Genomic DNA, 17616 nt, shown 5'->3' with positions numbered 1-17616 from the left:
TTTCACAAAAAGCTTTCCTAATTAATAGAAGAGGGCAGATTTTTTTACACCCTAAATTTATTTAGGACAGCTGTGATCTAAATTCAATTAAAGTTGGAATGTTATATTAAAACAAAATCAGGTGGATATTACGTTGGTGCTAAACATGAAACAATTGTTTCTGTTTTAACTGGCTGTACATCTCAAAAGGATCTATTTACGCAATTAAAAAAATTAGATTCAATTATGTCATTAGATGACTTTTATCAACCTGAAATAATTTCTGATTTAAGTCTTTTTACTTCAAAGTCTTATCTGTATAAAGAAATCATTAAAAGGTTTGATAATGCGGTTGTTTCAACTTTACCTATTTATCAGGTTAAGAGTGTAAACGAATCTATTGATAAAAATAGTTTATTGGACATAATAATAGAGCAATGTGAGGAAGGAGTGGGTTTTATTACTATACATCCTACACCAACTTTAAAGTTATTAGAGTTGTCAACTAAAAGATATGTTCCTATAACTTCTAGAGGTGGAGTAATGGTCGTAAAGGATTTAATAAAATCAAAGAAAAAGGAGAATGTCTATATAGAAATTTTAGATGAAATAATTAATATTTGTTATAAATATAATGTTGCAATAAGTATTGGAGCTTCGTTTAGATCATCAAATATTTTCGATAGCTTAGATGTTTGTCAAATTGAAGAGTTCAAAATCCAAAAACAAATAGCAGATTATGTTTATAGTAAAGGTGTTAATATAATAATTGAAGGACCTGGTCATAGTAACTTATCACGTTTAAAAAAAATTTCGGAATATTATAAAAATATGAATTACCCTATAATGCCATTAGGTCCAATTCCTACTGATATATCAATAGGTCAAGACCATATTTCTAGTGCTATAGGAGCTTCTGTTCTAGGTATGTTAGGATGTGTTGATATTATAACATCAGTTACAAGAGAAGAGCATACAGGTAAAATTCCTTCAATAGATTCTTCAATTGAGGCGATAATGGCTTCTAAAATAGCAGCTCATATTATTAATATCGATAAAGTAAATAAAGTGGAAGAAGATATAAAAATTGTAACAAACAGAATGATGAATAAAACCTGTATCTATAATAAGAACTCATCTGGTTGCAGTAGATGTGCTCATGTCTGTCCTTTGAAATTTTCTATATCATAGTTTATTATCTATTAAGGTGAATATTAAGTTTTATAATCAAAATAAATCAGTTTATAAAGGGTCTGTGATCGGTAAATAAAACTACACGATTTTTGGCAAATATTACTACACAATAATTGGCAAGAATGGTGCAGAATAATTGGCAAGAACAAGTGCAGGATTATTGGCAAGAATGAATACATAGTTCATCTTCCGGGGCTATACCCCGAAAGAAAAAACAACCTTTGTGATCAAGAAAAAAAACAAGGGTATTAATGAACTATTATTTAAACAAACTTATGACCTATCATGAAGTTCACAAGCTTTCTCGTGAGGGCTTTTCAGTATCAAAGATCGCAGATTACCTAGGAATGAACTGGCGTACAGCCAAACGTTTGCTCAGTCAGAGTGAGGACGAATTTGAACGCGATCTTTCAACGCCTAAAGGTAGAAAGAAAACGTTGGAAGAGTATACGGAATTTGTACGGAAGAAATTGGAGAGCCATAGCGACACCTCTGCCTCGCAGATGCACGACTGGTTGAAAGGTATTCATCCTATCAAGTACATATTTAATAGATTAACTGTAAATCATAGTTTTGCATGATGAATATGCAAGAAAAAAGAGCGTCGATGTTATCTATGATAGCAGACTGGCAAACGAGCGGAAAAAGCAAAAAAGCTTACTGCTCTGAAAACGGCATCACTGAGGCAACTTTTTATTATTGGTTATCTCGCAGTAAACAAAATGACAAAGTATGCAGTAGTTTTATAACAATCGATAAGGCGCCAGTTAAGTGTAATATCGAGATCATTTATCCCAATGGTGTGCGTGTAAATGTCGAAAATGATCTTGCTCTGCTTTCACAACTGATCCGTCTATACTAGTGTTTGCTCTGAGTTCATCGCATCGTTTTTATCTATACGATGGTTTTTGTGACATGAGAAAATCATTTGATGGGCTTTGCGGATTGATTAGTTCAGTTATGCATCGCCAGGCCACCAATGGTGAAGTTTTCGTATTCCTAAACTACAGAGGTTTACGCGAGGGCAGATTCAAAAGCGAAGCGCATGGCGATTGAGAAAGCTTATACCTCGGTTGTACCTGAAACGGAACCTATCTGGTTGTCAAATGATAATCTAATGGATTGGCTGAAGCACTTTTAATAGATTTATTATGTGAAGTGATGCGACAATGAATACACCTGACAACAGTTGAGAATGCAATTAATTGTCGCGCACTTTACATAATCACCAGCTATGCATAACCCAGCTTATGAAAAGTTTTACATAAGCTGGGACGAAAAAATTACCTCTTCGCAGGAAGCCATGAAGCAGCACAGCGTGCAGCAATGATATACTCTTTTTTTGCGATCTGCAAAAAGCATGAGGTAAACCCATTTCAGTGGTTAAAACATACGCTGGAAAATATTATGTCCATAAACCACAAAAATCTTAAAGAGCTATATCCTCAGAACTTCAAAAAATCAGCGGACCTGTAGTTCATAGGCCGGATACGTCTTAACTATTAAGGTGAGATTATAGGTGAAATTACTACCGATGTAAATTTTGGACAATAGTTGAATATATATTATCCGAACATTTTTCTATTGTACACCTAATGTACATCTTTTGTTTTCTTAACTTATTGAAAATTATAGTTTTAATGTTTAATTTTACTTTTTGTATCGGAAAATAGTTCTCAACATAGAAAATCTCAATGTTTCTTTTCAAAGCAAATTAATTTTGTGTCTCTGAACCAGAATTTATAGTTTTTTTATCATTTAGCAATATAGATAAATTTTAAAAGTGACTACAGCAACCGAAGTAATTCGTCCAGTCATTGTTAGTAATAATCGTGGCATAATCGAAACTAAGAGATTGAATTTACTAAGCTAATATTAAATTCAATTCATCAGCCCATCACTTTAGACATCTCTTTTGTGTAATCATTCATTTAAAGATTTATCAAATTCTTGGAATAATTCAGGTACAGAAATATTTTCAAATGTGCAAAGTTTGTAGATTGTTGACAGTGGGATGTCATATGGGGAGCCATCATTGATTCTCGTCAGTGTTCCTCTTGAAATACCGCTTTTATTAGCATAGTCGTTTCTAGAAACTTCATTACCACTAATTTTATAAGGAGAACAGAATTTTTTCTTAAGAAATTCAATAAAGCTTCTTTGGTATGCTTCTATTTGAACTTTACTAACCATATTATTATCATTTTTAATTATTTAAAAATTAATGGACGAGATGTTGTCCATTTGAATTTTTATTGTTATATTTGTTCTAGTTAATTATTATAGCGACACATATAGCAGTGATGATTCGCTGCTAACAACGGTGTTACTCATGAACGAAACCGTCAAATTCCACATGAGTAAATCGTGAGCTCGCTTTCTATTGAATTTTTTTATCTTTACAGATATAAGTTCAATAGGGCGAAGCTCATGTAAGTCTTCTGTGGAAACATAATCTTGATTATGGGGCTCTTGACGGTGCCTGTTCGGAAGCATTGAGCCTCGCTCTATTGGTATTTACCTACCTATACAGCCTTTCTCTTTTGCTTTTAGAGTTGCAGCGTATTCATAACCATTACATAAAAAAACTATTATGAAAACGAAACCAACTACCATCAAGTCCATGATGTTGATCCATGATCAACAACGGATTTCATTAAATCTTATCTATAAGAACATCAAACGATCACCAGAATAGTTGATGATTTAAAATATACAGCGCATAAAGAAAAAGGGTGCCTATTCTGATTTATGGAATAGGCCTATTTACCTTATGTCTACTGTAGCCGACTTCTGTACTAGATAAAGATATACATAGTAAGATTTAATAATCAATATCGTATTTTATTGTTCGCACTCTAAATATACTACTCCTTATGCAATCTTACAAGTGGTTTGAAGCACATATTGTCTTTCAAATATACTTTTGTGAAGTCGGCATTTTACAATTCCATTTTAATTTTTGTTAGTAAAGGCTGGAGTTATGTATGATATTTATATTGATTTGACTTTAATCATTTAAAAATCCTACACCAGCTTTTTACGATTAACCAAATATATTACACTTGAAAATGAAGAATTTTTATCAAGAGGGAAGAGGTATGCCTTTATTAGAGTACATATCTTCCGCTAAATCACCCGCGATTTTTAAAATATTTAAGGCAAAGAGGCAACATATGGATGAAGAAATTTGTGCAGAAGATTTAGAAGGGTATACTTCATATCTGGCTTCACAAATTTATGAGTATCAATTACGATTGAAGTATTCAAAAGACGCGGAAGGAAAAATGTATTCACAGAAAGAGGGGGCTTCTGATGAAGTTAAAGACTTAGATTTCGTTAAAAATGTTATAAAATATTTTAATAATATTATCCCTACGCACAACATGAATATGTTGACCATCATTTTTCTATTGATCTTTAGTAGTAATGCAGTTTTTGCTGCCGTACGACAGGACACTACATCATTTAAAATTCCATTTACATATTTCCTTTCAGAAAGAATTGACACTGGATTAGAAAATAAGCTTCGTCAGCAGCATTCAGACATTGATTTCAATAAATATCCTGTAAAATCGTATAAGGCGAAAGCAAACTTAATTCAAAGTCTCCCAGTAGAGTCTAAAATTGATGATTATGTTTTAGATATGCGTATTAGGGTTTTTAATGATTCACTGGATCGTGAATTTGTAACACTTCGTGAGTTAAGTGAGAATCGCATAGTTGTATTAGATTTTTGGGCTTATTGGTGTAAACCTTGCTTAGCTTCTGTAGTGCATTGGGAAACAAATCACAAATCACTAAAAGATAATATCAGCGTATTAGCTGTAAATGTGGAATTTGATTTTTGGGCCATACGATATGCTAAAGATCGGAATTGGAAAAATACACAGGTCATCGGTCCGGCATCTTATTTTCTAGCAAATTATTTTCTAAAACAAACACTTGTTGGTCCTAATGTGTGGATTAAAGACGGATATTATTTGGGAGCTTCAAACCCGATACAGGAATCATATGAATTTATTAATCAATTAAAAGATGGTCACATCAACTACATACCAAAAGAAAATCGTTATGAACCAATATATACTTCACCTTTTCAAGACTAACCTAATAATATGATGAAATTAAAATGTTATTTTTTTTTATTGTTCCTAAGCATATTAGCAACAGGAATTAAGGGGCAATCAATAAGAGATGTATCTGGAATTATTCGCTCAGAAGGCACCAATGAGCCTATTGCTGGAGTAACGCTTCAAATACACGGGCGTACAATTTTTTACGTTACTGGTGAACAAGGAAGATTTACGATTCCACAGGTAAGGGACTCAATGATGCTCCATATAAGTCATGTTCAATACAAATCCAAAACTATTATAATCAATAATAAATTGGACGAATTAATTATTCATTTGGAAAGGAATGATGGAGAAATCCAAGAGGTAGCTGTATACGCTACGGGATATACTTTGATACCTAAGGAACGTGCGGCAGGATCTTTTGAGATTTTTGATAAAAAAAAGTTAAATCAATCACTCTCATCGAATATTCTAGATAGATTGGATGGACTTTCTGGATCACTTGCTTTGGATCGGAGAGCAGCAATGCAAACAGAAGGAGGGAAAACGGATGTTTCACTGCGGTTAAGAGGTATGAGTACGTTAATGAGTGATGCTCGACCATTAATTATTGTTAACAATTTTCCCTTTGAAGGCAAATTATCTGACATTAATCCCAATGACATTGAATCGATATCTTTTTTAAAAGATGCTTCCGCATCTGCAATTTGGGGGGCTAAGTCCGCAAATGGTGTTATCGTAATTCAGCTCAAACAATCTAAAATAGGAGAAAGTAAATCAATAAATGCATTATTTACAACTCGTATCAGTAATAAACCTAATTTATATGCTAACAATAGATTTATATCTGCTCCTGAATATATGGGTTTCGAGGAAATTATGTTTAATCGAAATTATTATCGTGATGAAAAAACAATATTGTTATCTCCATATGCACATCTATTGTCCAAAAAGCATAAGGGCCTAATTGATGAAAACGAATTTCAATTTGAAAAATCAAAATTTATGGAACAGGATATAAGAAAGCAAGCAGATCAATACTTATATCAAAATGCCATAGATAAAATAATGAATATTAATATGAGTGGAGGCTCATCCTTACATAGCTACCTGTTCTCTATTGGTTATGATGATGTTAAACCTGTTTTGGTAGGGAATTCTAATTCAAGACTATCACTAAGGGTAGATAATAAGATAAGGATCACATCTAAATTTGAAGCACAGTTTTCGATAGATTATATCCATAGAATGGAACGAAATAATAGTGTATCGTTATTTGATCAGTCAGGAATAGTTCCAGCAGATAAGAATATGATATACCCTTATGCATCTCTGATTGATATTAATGGAGAACCAACTAGAAGCGCAATTGCATTTAACCCATTCTTTTTAGATTCATTTAATCAATCTCATAATAGAGATTGGTTATTTAGTCCCTTGGAAGAACTAGATATTAGAGATAATACTTATAAAAATAATTCCATTCGAATGTTTAGCAATTTAAATTATAAGTTATCAAAAGATTTAACGATCTCAGCTAATTATATATTTAATAGCACAAATGGGGACAGAATTAATCATTTTACTGCAGATTCGTATTATACAAGAAACTTAGTCAACAGGTTTATGCAAGGTCCTGGTTCATTCATTATTCCAAATGGTGCTATAAGACATAAAACTGTTGATGCTTCGCGTAAGTATGGTGGGCGTATGCAACTGGATTTTAATAAAAATATATTTAATAAACTTTCGATAAATTCTTTAGTTGGAGGTGAAATTAGCTCATATATTTCCATATTTGATCCTTTACAGATATTGTATAATTTCAGTGAGGATAATTATATAGGGCAAAATATATTTGATTATAGCAAATACTATACAGTGAATCCTGATGGAGCTCAACGAATCCCTTCATCAAATAGTCAAATCTATGAGCTTACAGATAGGTTTATTTCTTATTATGGCTTAGGAACGCTGATGTGGGATAACAGATATTTATTAACAACTAGTTTGCGCTGGGATGGCTCTAATTTATTTGGCGTAAAAACCAATCAGAAAGGAGTTCCATTATGGTCTTTAGCTTCTGGCTGGCTTTTACACAATGAAAAATTCATGAATAATTCAAAGTTGTCAGAATTAAAATTAAGAGCTACAATAGGGGAGAATGGTAATATCAACAAGAATGCGACAGCTTATCCAACAGCAGTATTTACAACTAATAGTAGTACTGGATTAAGAGAGGCACTTTTAAAAACCGCAGGAAATCCACAACTTAAATGGGAACGTGTACTTTCCTGGAATATTGGTGTAGATTGGGCACTACTTAAACGTTCATTAGGTGGAAGTATAGATTTTTTCAAGAAGGATGCATACGATCTTATGGGCTTAAAAGAAGCAGATCCTACTACAGGAATCAATCCAGTTTTATCGGGAGTTAAACAAATGATCAATTATGGCAAATTTGAAAGTTCAGGTTTTGATGTAAGATTGTTTAGCAAAAATAACATAGGGAATAAGCTCATAATTGATACTGATTTTAGTATTAGTAAAAATTGGAATAAAGTAGTCGATTATAACGTTGTACCATTGGGTATACAAGACTATTTTCAATATATCGTTCCTGCCGTTGCAGGCAAGTCACGTGATATATTTTATGCATTTCCTTGGTATGGGCTTGATAGCCAAACTGGAGCCCCATTAATTATGGAAGAAGGTAATCTGACTACTAATTATACTAATGTTCCCAAGTTTCTTCCTGAAAACCTTATGAATATAGGAAGCAGTTTTCCAATATGGAATGGTTCATTTCGAGCTGGATTGAGTTACAAACAGCTATCCTTAAGTGCATTGATTCTTTGGAAAGGTAAGTACAATTTTAGGAGAAGCTCTATAAATTACCAAGAACTTTTAGATAGTTGGAATATGCATAACGATTATTATTTACGTTGGCAGCAACCAGGGGATGAAGATAAAACATATATACCTGCAATTCCTACTACAGTTGATCGTAATAGAGAACTATATTATATGAATTCTGATGTATTAGTTGAGAGAGGAGATTATATTAGGTTACAAAGTATTCAGATAAATTATAGTTTGCCCTTAAAGAATAACTTATTTAAGTTAGATGTAATAGGGGTAATGGAAAATCTTGGTTTGATTTGGACAAAAAATAAACAAGGTTTAGATCCAGAATATCATCTTTACTACTATAATCCTCCCAAACAGTTTTCATTAGGATTAAGAGCTAACTTTTAAATTATATGATTATGATTAAGAAAATATTATATATGTTCATAACTAGTATTTTGACCCTAAGTTGCTCACAAGGTTTCTTAGATGTAAAACCTGCTAAAAATCTGGTTATATTATCAACTATAGAAGATTTTGAAGCTTTACTTGATCGTGTAGCGATATTTAATGAGAAGGGTTCACAGTCTCTCGCACTAATTTCAAGTGATGATTATTTTTTAACCAAAAGCTCGTGGGAAACGATTGTTACACCCTTTCAACGTAATGTATATATATGGGATAAGGAGATTTTCGAAGGAACTCAATCAGCAGATTGGGATAATGGGTATGAGCGGATATTTTATTCTAACATTGCGATTGAAGGTTTGAATAAGATTGTGCCATCAGAAAATGATCAAAAGAAATGGAACGATGTGATGGCAAGAGCGTTATTTCATCGTGCATGGAACCACTTTAATATTTTAGTTTTGTTTGGTGAGTATGGTTCCGAATCACAGGATTTAAGTAACAAAATTGGAATACCTCTAAGAAAAGAATCAGATATTACTATACCAGTAACACGTGAAAACGTAAAAGCAGCTTATGATTTTATAATTGAAGATTTAAATAATGCTCAAACTTTATTTGATGACTCTAAATATAATATTGAAAGACCATCAAAACAAAGTGTATTGGCACTTTTGGCAAGAGTATATTTGTATTTTCAAGATTATGAGAAAGCTTTTCATAATGCAGATCTTTGCTTAAAAATGAATGCTGAATTAATTGATTATAATGAATTAGATGCATCTAGATCTTATCCATTTCCTGCATATGGTTTAAATAATAAAGAAATTCTATTAAATTCATGGCAACCATCTATCTCAGCATTAGCTCAAAGTAGATTATGTATTGATACAAATTTATTAGTAACATACTCTAATGATGATCTTAGATTGGGAATGTTTTTTAGAGATAATGGACTCGGAAATAAGACTTTCAAAGGTAGTTATGTAGGTAATTTGTTTATGTTCTCTGGAATATCACTTAATGAAGTTTATGTAATTGGAATGGAAGCAGCCGCAAGAATTGATAAATTAGATGTAGCATTATCATTGTATAATAATCTGAAAATTAAACGAATAAATAAATTAAGTTATGTTCCTCAATATGAAGTTTCTAAAGATCAATTGATGGAATTGATATTGAAAGAAAAGCGTAAAGAAATGGTCTTGCGATCAAATAGATGGGAAGACTTGAAAAGATTTAATAACACCTCTGGTGCAAAAATGATATTAACAAGGAAATTAGATAATCAAATTTATACACTTCCTCCATTTGATAATAGGTATACTATGCCAATTCCTGAATATGTCATTAAATTTTCTGGAGTGCAACAAAATATAAGATAATTAAAGGAAGAGCTCCAAATTTTATTGGAGCTCTCTTTTAATTTTTACTCAACTAATCGGCTATATGCTTCATCGGTTACATTATGATCGGTTTGAGCTTGAGTAACAGATGTTGGGAAGGGATTTGCTGGGTTCAATTCAATTTCTATCGCGCACATATCGGTGTTTTTAGCAGTACTACATGGATCATCAGGGCTATTACTTGGCGGGGAAGATAGTGGAGTTGATGAAATGATACCAGAAGTATTCACAGGATACCAGTTCGAAGATTGTTCCTTTTTAACAAATGACATAAGCGTCAGACTTGTAGCAGCAATGACTAAGGCTACCAAAGCCATTGCATAGTTTTTAATGTTTTTCATAGTGTTTGATTTACATTGTTAGTAAAATTTTATTTGCTTATTTGGGCTATCTAATAGGATAGTCCATTTTTGTTATCCAACAACTCTCATTTTTTGTTCGATGCCTGAAAGTTCACATTTGGATATTCTGAAAACCATTTGGCTGGCGATGCCCTTTACCTAAATTAACCTAGAATCTAGATTCCGAAGTTTTATTATCATTGAATATTTTATAATTTATTAGAGGAATCTTTTGAAGTGAGAACTGTATAGACCAAGCAGTGGCACTGAGAATTAAAAAGATTGAGTTGAACCATAAATGTTCATGCCAATTCATACTAGAAATTATAAGACCACAGCCACATGGTAATTTATCCCAAAAATTTAGGAGTGCTGCAGCAATATATAATGTAAACACGCTCAATAGTAAAGTCGATAAAATAAATCCCCATAATCTATATTTTGGTATTACAATAAATACTACTGTCGTAATTTCTAATAATGGAATACTGTAGATAATAACTTTAGCTATGTATGTGTTAAATGGCTGATTATAAATATTGTGCTTGAAAGATTCAAAATCAGTAATCTTGTTTAAACTAGCTGGAACCCATAGTGTAAGTAGAAGGATCGTAATAGCTACAAGTATATATGTCTGTATTTTCATAATTTCTAATTTTATAATAGGATGTAGGACCTATAATTCAAATTTGGAAACTGTACCATATGAAAAGACTACTCACTAATGGGATTTATTTAGAGTACTTTATCTATTTCTCCATTTATTTAATGCCCGGTAAATTGAGTTTATTGATATTCCTAATAATTGTGCGGCTTCTTTATGGGTTAAAGAAGCTTTTAGATTTTTCATGTTTTCAGCAAAATATAAGTATCTGTCGATTGTGCTGCTGATGCTACTCAAAATACGTAGTTGAGCCAGTTGTTTTTTCTTTTTGTTATTCAGTATGCTAACTAATGTATTGACTTCTGGAATATCCTGCTGTACATGTTTTAGTGCTTTATATGGAATTTTAATAATTCTAGTATTTGCATGTAGTGCAATGATATTACCTACGGAAGGAGTGGAACTAAATAAATGTACAGTACTCATTAAAGCCATTTCAGGCAGTGCTATACTTAGTATGTGTATTCTGTAATTCGAATCATAAATAATTCTTGCAATTGCGCCATGGGATACGAAATAGACATATTTTTGCTTTTGACCCTGTAAGTAGATAATATCTCCCTTAGAAAGTGGTTTTATTATTTCTATATTTTCCTTTATCCACTCTATGTGATGCATTTCAATAGTACTATGCTTTTTCCAAAAAGCTAAAAGTGCTCGAAATGTAGGATTGTTATTTCTTATAACTACCATTTTTGATGGTTTTTATTTGGTTCTATTTTTTAGTTTTTATCTTTTAAGTATTAAAGATTGAAGCTCGATCTGATAGCTCAGCGCTTAATTAAGAAATGCTTAAAAAAAGAATGTTGTGAATTTTATTTATTTAATTTCGAAAAATTAAGTTCTTCTTTCCCTAAAGAAAATCACTGCTTTAAATGATGACTCCTTTTCATTGACATGATTATTGAAAAATCTATAGATAATTAATAAGTATTATTTCTAGTAATTATTTTACAGCACTTTTAAGTAAATATAATTTACCCTTAATCACCTATTAAAAAATGACATTGTCACAGATCTTCACCAAATCATAGCTGCAACTTTTTAATAAAACCAAGATATTTTAGGTTCTAGATTACAGTATAAAAAGTAATTTATAAGAAATTATTAATACTATTGTGGCCTTCTATTAAGTGTTCCTCAGTAAGAATTTAGCAAGGAGATATTAAATCAATCTCCCAGCTAAAATTTGTTGTTTACTTGGCATCCTCTTCTTTAGAGTAACTAATATCAATTTCAAGTATGTCTTGATTTACTAATCCAATAACACTATTATAATTATTAGCTGTAGTACTTTTAAGTCCAATTAGCTTTCCCCTTCCTTCTTTAGGAGGTTCTGGATCAGATGGATTCGACATTGGAACAGCCTTGGTAAAAATAATAGGTGAGCGTAGAGTCATACTATTAGCTACTTGTACCTGAATGCAAGTTTTTACTTCAACAGGAAGCTGCGAGAGATAATTTTGCTGATGAATATTTAGCTCAATATGATTTAATATCCAGCTGTCAAAATCTAATAGAATTGAATCAATTTCTACTTGCAATTGAGCGTCATTTAAAGCGTAAAGTTCAGCTATTAGCTGAGCAATTCCGAGATTTGTTAATGGGTGTTTTTCCATAATGTAGTTGTTTTGAAATGAAATTATTAGTATAAAATTAGCACTCATGGCCCCCAATAATATATTCTGCATCTCGGATTATAGCCTCAAATGCATTATTTTATCCCCAACTGCATGTTATCCCTGATAGGATGAAAATTTCAAAATATTTTTGGAAATAGAATATTACTCAAATACAATTTTGGAACTTACTTTAGTTAATACTGATTAGGTTTTGTTGGGAAAAATTTGTTAAAAGTATATTATTTAATTATATTTTAATACTTGTAACCTATGGCAGCATATTTTATGTGTAGAAAAATTCATATTAACATTATACTTTTACTACTATCTACAATTTTGTCGTTTTATATCCTAGTTGCGCGTCAATCAATTCCTATATTAAAAGCAATGAAGAGTTTTCAATTCTGGTATATGTTCATAATTGGTGTTGGCTTATTGTATTACTACTTTAAACTCTCCTTAAGGTTTCACCATAATATTCATCATTCTGAAAATCAACACATATTACTATTTATTGTATCAAGGTTAGCTGTAGGGATATTATTTCCGATTTTTGTCTTTACAACATTGATGGAAATTATTTTTTCCTTATTAAATCTAGATTTTAATAGTAGTGGCTACATGCAAACTGAATACTACATGGTAATTAATATTTTATGTATTACCACACTAGGGCTCTTGGTATACTATTTTTACGATCAAAATAGAATCTTAAAAACTAGTAAAACAAGTTCAAAAATAGGTATCCATGATCAGATCGAGTTAAATAATACTAATGAAGAAACTCTAAAGTCTCAAAATAATGAAAAAATAGAGATCAAAAATGATTTGTGGTCTTCAAATGATTTTAAAAGAGAATTTGCTGAGCTTGAATTAAATCTAGCGGTTTTAAAGGTAAATAAAGAATCCACAATAATATTTAAACATGATGGCACCTGGGAGTCTTATGAAAATAGGGATATTATTAATGAGTTGAAAAACAGTGATTTTATGCTGCAATGCAACAGGTGGATTTGGATAAATAAATTTTTTATTAAAGGAATAGTAAAGAAAGGTAACCAAGAGTATATAACACTTAAAGATGACCTGGAAGAAAAGTATAAGCATATAAAATCTTTTAATGAGGGATATACTTCTAATAGGAACAAAAGACAGTCATATCTTTTTATAAGCCGAAATTTTAAAGATAGCGTACATCAAGAATTGAAAAATTATAAATAAGTAAATTCTTAAATTGGAAAATTTTTTTATAAAAATTTAAGGTGATTTAGATCCTTTCTAATTCAAATTAGAGAACCATCTTTTTTGAATTTTAAAAATGTAAGTATTTATGTCTTAAGATCAGTCTTAGGCATTTTTAGGTTATATTATTAAAGTTGGGTTAGATGAGGAATCCTGAGTTATGGTATTGGATGACAATAAGGGTATACGAAGTTTTTATATAGTTCTTTATATTTCCAGTAAGTATATTTTGTTGGGAAGAATAATAATTATTAGTGTGCTATTGTTTTATTAGTAATTACTATTATACGTACAGAGTTCAACCGCCATAAAATTTGATTGTTCTATAGTAAAATTCTATATTATGGCAATAATTGGTGAGATTATAAAACGAGCAATTGGCGTTTCTGGTATAATTAGTTCAGATCCTAATCCAATAAAAGCGCAACAAGAAGTTTTGCTTTCTTTGCTCAACAGAGCAAAAGAAACAGCATTTGGAAGAAAATACAATTTTTCAAATATTCTTTTGGAAACAGACCCAATCAAAGCCTTTCAATCAGAAGTTCCCATTTATGATTACGACAAAATTCATGAGCAGTGGTGGCATTATCTTCATCAGGGTCATGAAAATATTACTTGGCCAGGAGGGCAGAGGTATTTTGCTTTGAGTAGTGGCACAACTAGTAATAGTAAGGCTATTCCCGTTACCGATGACATGATTGATGCAATTAAAAAATCAGGCATTCAACAAATTCTTAGTCTTAAAAACTTTGATTTACCCGCTGATTTCTTCGAAAAGGATATTATGATGCTTGGTAGTAGTACACAATTGAAGCATAACAATGGATTTTTAGAAGGTGAAATTAGCGGTATATCAGCGGCCAATATTCCTTTATGGTTTCGAAAATTTTATAAGCCTGGGCGTCACATTGCAGCTAGTAAAGAATGGGATGAACGTCTTGGTAAAATAATTAGAGCAGCTAAAAATTGGGATATTGGCAGTATGACAGGTATTCCATCGTGGTCTGAAATTTTATTAAAGGAGATAATTCGTTACAATAACGTTGAAACAATTCATGACATTTGGCCAAATTTGCGTGTCTATACGACTGGGGGGGTAGCGTTTGGTCCTTATCGCAAAAGTTTTGAAAAACTATTCGCGCATCCCATGATTTATATTGATACTTATCTGGCATCTGAAGGATACCTAGCAACTCAAAAAAGGCCAGATACTAACGGGATGGCACTTATAGTTGATAATGGCGTATTTTTTGAATTTGTACCGTTTGTTGATGAAAATATGGATGAAGACGGCTCTGTTAAATCATCCGCGCAAGTGCTGACCATAGATCAAGTAGAAGAAGATGTGGAATACGTTCTTTTAATCTCTACTGTATCGGGGGCTTGGCGATATATGATTGGTGATACAGTAATGTTTACAGACAAAGAACGTGCTGAAATTATTATCAGTGGACGCACCAAGCATTTTTTAAATGTAGTAGGTGAACAACTTTCAGTTCATCAAATGAATAATGCCATTCTGAAGTTGGAAGAAAAATTTAATCTTCACATTAGTGAATTTACGGTTGCTTCGATAAAAGATGGGGAGAAAAACATTAATCGTTGGTATTTGGGATCAGATAAGATTGAAGTATCTTCGGAAATTAAAGAATCTTTAGATCAAGAATTGAAGGATACCAATAAAAATTACAAAGTAGCAAGAAATCAAGCTTTAGATGAAATTCAGGTAAATGTAATACCAGTCACGCATTTCTACGCTTGGAGTGAGAAATTTAAAAAGTTAGGAGGACAAACAAAAATTCCTCGTGTCATGAAAGAAGAAGATTTCGAGGAATTTGAAAATTATATAAACACTTTATAATTAGTATTAAACTGATATTGTATAAGAAATTTTATGATTTAATCTCTTCCACAATATCGGTTTCTTCTTTTATTAGCTCTTCTCGAATTGCATTTGATTTTTTCTTTTCCATTTTAGCTACCAATTCTACAATATCATCGGGTGATAAATATAACTTTGCTATTTTATCTTTGTATTTCTGAGGTAATTCACTGTTGCTCAAAATATAATCTTTTGTTGCCAGAATATAGGATCCCATTCCTCGATTAACAGCAAAAGTATCAGCCACACGTTCGGCTTTACGGATATAACGTTTAGAAATCAAATATAATAAACCAAATTTTGCTACACTGAATGTAGAACGCTGTTCATAATCCATAATATGTCCTAGCTCATGGCCTATCCATCCAATCAAGACTTCATCTGATATACGGTGAATCGGTTGTATGGTATGCGTTAATTTAAATACGGGTTTAATCAGGATTTCATATGCTCTTTTACCTCGAGGGCCAAGTAAGGTATGAACAACAGGCCTAGCTGCCATAATAGATGACTTCAATTTTCGGGTAAAAACAAATCGTATATTGGTACGCTTTAACTCTGGATAATGAGATAAAGCCTTTAGAATTTGATTTTCAAGAATTTTTGGAATTCGCTTATTTCTTGATAGGTTTTTTTTTGTTGAGTTTAAAGTAGTATTTGTATTTCCATTTATTCCCATTCTCAATCCTTTCTGTTTATTTATGTCGAACAACCTTAGCCTTAAAAAGTTCTCTTAAAAAAAACCAGATTACTGGACTTAGCCTGTAACCTGGTTAACATTTCAACCGATGAAAATGTTTTTGGACACTATTACTTGACGAGATCTGCTAATACTTTATGCAGATTTTCTTCTTTTAGATTTATAGCAACGATCTTACCAGATGGGTCTATTAAGTAATTTTGTGGTACGCCTCGAACTCCATATAATACCGCAGCCTCATTTCTCCAACCCTTTAAGTCTGCAGCATGTACCCACGGCAAATCATCATCTTTTATAGCTTTCAGCCAAGCTTCTCGACCGTTGTTTTCATCTATTGATACGGCAAAAACCTCTAATCCCTTTGGTTTAAAATTGATGTAAGCTTTCTTTAAATTTGGGTTTTCTGCTCTACAAGGCGCACACCAACTCGCCCAAAAGTCAAGGAGTACAAATTTACCTTTGAAGTCTGCCAACTGAATCATTTTTCCATCTTTGTCTGGCTGCGAAAAATTTGGAGCCATACTACCCACAACAATATTTTTGTCTGCTAGGATGCGCGATTCTAATTCTTTTCCTTTTATAGAAGTTCTGACTGCACGATTCAGTTCAAGGAAAGTAGGCTCTATAGCTTGAGTACCTTTTTTATTTGCTACTTCTGTTAATGCTTCTGCAGCAAAAAATGAATCGGTATTTAGTTTCGCAAACTCCAATTGTTTATCTGTTCTATCATCAAATATTTTATCAAATTTTGATTTGATGGCTGCATACTGTTCATTTTTATCGGCTGCATCTTGTGGTACAGCATTAAACGTAGCATTTGCTTTATCGATAATATGCATAAAATCGCCGCCAATAAAATCCAAGTATTCTTGGAATGCTTGATGTAAGGCAGAACCTGTAATTGCTGCAGTTTTTATCGAATCAGCTACCGAAAATTTATACTTTTCATTTCCTATATAAAAGTAAAGACGATCACCGTTGTATTGCGTTTTCATTTTGCCAAGACCTTCCTTGTCTAGTATCATACGGGCATAATTAGGTTCTTCTACTTGACCCCTGAAAGCGAATTTACCATTTTTGATTATGGCTGAGTCTGCTACAGAATAGCCGTTGTTGACATAGTCTAAGTATATTTTTTTACCATCCAAACTTTTAGGTGCTTTTCCGTCGATTTGGAAATTGTTGTCTTGTGCCAGCGACAGATTACTAACCAAAAGTGCTGCAAGTAATGTATATAATGATTTCATAG

Annotated in this window: 16 protein-coding genes and 1 pseudogene; 10 read left to right on the top strand and 7 right to left on the bottom strand. The window is 32.1% G+C overall.

What is annotated here, in order from left to right:
* Positions 1–93: 93 nt before the first annotated feature.
* The 5 genes and pseudogenes from GOQ16_RS14200 to GOQ16_RS14180 form a co-directional block, all read left to right on the top strand.
* Entirely contained in the window at positions 94–1170 is a 1077-nt protein-coding gene (locus GOQ16_RS14200; protein WP_204987490.1) for a phosphomethylpyrimidine synthase ThiC, read from the top strand.
* A gap of 254 nt (positions 1171–1424) precedes the next feature.
* Complete coding sequence (locus GOQ16_RS14195) at positions 1425–1754, top strand: helix-turn-helix domain-containing protein (RefSeq protein ID WP_160069889.1); 330 nt, start codon at positions 1425–1427, stop codon at positions 1752–1754.
* Between the two features lie 5 nt (positions 1755–1759).
* Positions 1760–2035, top strand: a complete 276-nt coding sequence (tnpA, locus tag GOQ16_RS14190) for an IS66 family insertion sequence element accessory protein TnpA (RefSeq protein ID WP_240141053.1) — start codon at positions 1760–1762, stop codon at positions 2033–2035.
* Entirely contained in the window at positions 2035–2229 is a 195-nt protein-coding gene (gene tnpB / locus GOQ16_RS18165; protein ID WP_438865733.1) for an IS66 family insertion sequence element accessory protein TnpB, read from the top strand. The genes tnpA and tnpB overlap by 1 nt, the downstream gene beginning before the upstream one ends.
* Positions 2230–2442: 213 nt before the next feature.
* Positions 2443–2649, top strand: a pseudogene (locus GOQ16_RS14180) (IS66 family transposase); the annotation flags it as partial.
* Positions 2650–3096: 447 nt separating this feature from the next.
* Here the strand turns inward: GOQ16_RS14180 and GOQ16_RS14175 are convergent.
* Positions 3097–3366, bottom strand: a complete 270-nt coding sequence (locus tag GOQ16_RS14175; protein WP_149912702.1) for a helix-turn-helix domain-containing protein — start codon at positions 3364–3366, stop codon at positions 3097–3099.
* An 878-nt stretch (positions 3367–4244) separates the two neighbouring features.
* Here GOQ16_RS14175 and GOQ16_RS14170 point away from each other — a divergent pair.
* The 3 genes from GOQ16_RS14170 to GOQ16_RS14160 are packed head-to-tail and all read left to right on the top strand — an operon-like array spanning position 4245 to position 9895.
* The gene (locus tag GOQ16_RS14170; protein ID WP_160069887.1) at positions 4245–5282 is read left to right on the top strand and encodes a TlpA family protein disulfide reductase; all 1038 of its coding nucleotides are present in this window, start codon (positions 4245–4247) and stop codon (positions 5280–5282) included.
* Positions 5283–5291: 9 nt separating this feature from the next.
* Positions 5292–8510: a SusC/RagA family TonB-linked outer membrane protein gene (locus GOQ16_RS14165; RefSeq protein WP_160069886.1), complete on the top strand. Its 3219-nt coding sequence runs from the start codon at positions 5292–5294 to the stop codon at positions 8508–8510.
* Between the two features lie 11 nt (positions 8511–8521).
* Positions 8522–9895, top strand: coding sequence for a RagB/SusD family nutrient uptake outer membrane protein (locus GOQ16_RS14160; protein ID WP_160069885.1), 1374 nt, complete (start codon positions 8522–8524; stop codon positions 9893–9895).
* Positions 9896–9939: 44 nt separating this feature from the next.
* Here GOQ16_RS14160 and GOQ16_RS14155 read toward each other — a convergent pair whose 3' ends face one another.
* From GOQ16_RS14155 to GOQ16_RS14140, 4 genes are all read right to left on the bottom strand, one after another.
* Complete coding sequence (locus tag GOQ16_RS14155; RefSeq protein WP_160069884.1) at positions 9940–10233, bottom strand: hypothetical protein; 294 nt, start codon at positions 10231–10233, stop codon at positions 9940–9942.
* Positions 10234–10426: 193 nt separating this feature from the next.
* Entirely contained in the window at positions 10427–10903 is a 477-nt protein-coding gene (locus GOQ16_RS18160) for a MauE/DoxX family redox-associated membrane protein (RefSeq protein WP_160069883.1), read from the bottom strand.
* A 99-nt stretch (positions 10904–11002) separates the two neighbouring features.
* Positions 11003–11614, bottom strand: coding sequence for a Crp/Fnr family transcriptional regulator (locus GOQ16_RS14145; RefSeq protein ID WP_160069882.1), 612 nt, complete (start codon positions 11612–11614; stop codon positions 11003–11005).
* A 503-nt stretch (positions 11615–12117) separates the two neighbouring features.
* On the bottom strand, positions 12118–12540 hold the full coding sequence (locus GOQ16_RS14140) for a hypothetical protein (protein WP_160069881.1): 423 nt from the start codon (positions 12538–12540) through the stop codon (positions 12118–12120).
* Between the two features lie 273 nt (positions 12541–12813).
* On the opposite strand from GOQ16_RS14140, the gene GOQ16_RS14135 reads away from it, so the two are divergent.
* On the top strand, positions 12814–13764 hold the full coding sequence (locus GOQ16_RS14135) for a hypothetical protein (RefSeq protein ID WP_160069880.1): 951 nt from the start codon (positions 12814–12816) through the stop codon (positions 13762–13764).
* A gap of 364 nt (positions 13765–14128) precedes the next feature.
* Positions 14129–15646: a GH3 family acyl-acid amido synthetase gene (locus GOQ16_RS14130; RefSeq protein ID WP_160069879.1), complete on the top strand. Its 1518-nt coding sequence runs from the start codon at positions 14129–14131 to the stop codon at positions 15644–15646.
* A gap of 31 nt (positions 15647–15677) precedes the next feature.
* Here the strand turns inward: GOQ16_RS14130 and GOQ16_RS14125 are convergent, their stop codons facing one another.
* Both GOQ16_RS14125 and GOQ16_RS14120 read right to left on the bottom strand, forming a co-directional pair.
* Positions 15678–16346, bottom strand: coding sequence for a hypothetical protein (locus GOQ16_RS14125; protein ID WP_160069878.1), 669 nt, complete (start codon positions 16344–16346; stop codon positions 15678–15680).
* 131 nt (positions 16347–16477) lie between these two features.
* On the bottom strand, positions 16478–17614 hold the full coding sequence (locus GOQ16_RS14120) for a TlpA disulfide reductase family protein (protein ID WP_160069877.1): 1137 nt from the start codon (positions 17612–17614) through the stop codon (positions 16478–16480).
* Between the last annotated feature and the right edge of the window lie 2 nt (positions 17615–17616).

It is taken from the genome of Sphingobacterium bovisgrunnientis, assembly GCF_009829085.1.
In the GTDB taxonomy this organism is placed as follows: Bacteria; Bacteroidota; Bacteroidia; order Sphingobacteriales; family Sphingobacteriaceae; genus Sphingobacterium; species Sphingobacterium bovisgrunnientis.
Note: the sequence above shows the minus strand (reverse complement) of the source record. Positions and strands in the feature narration are given on the sequence as shown.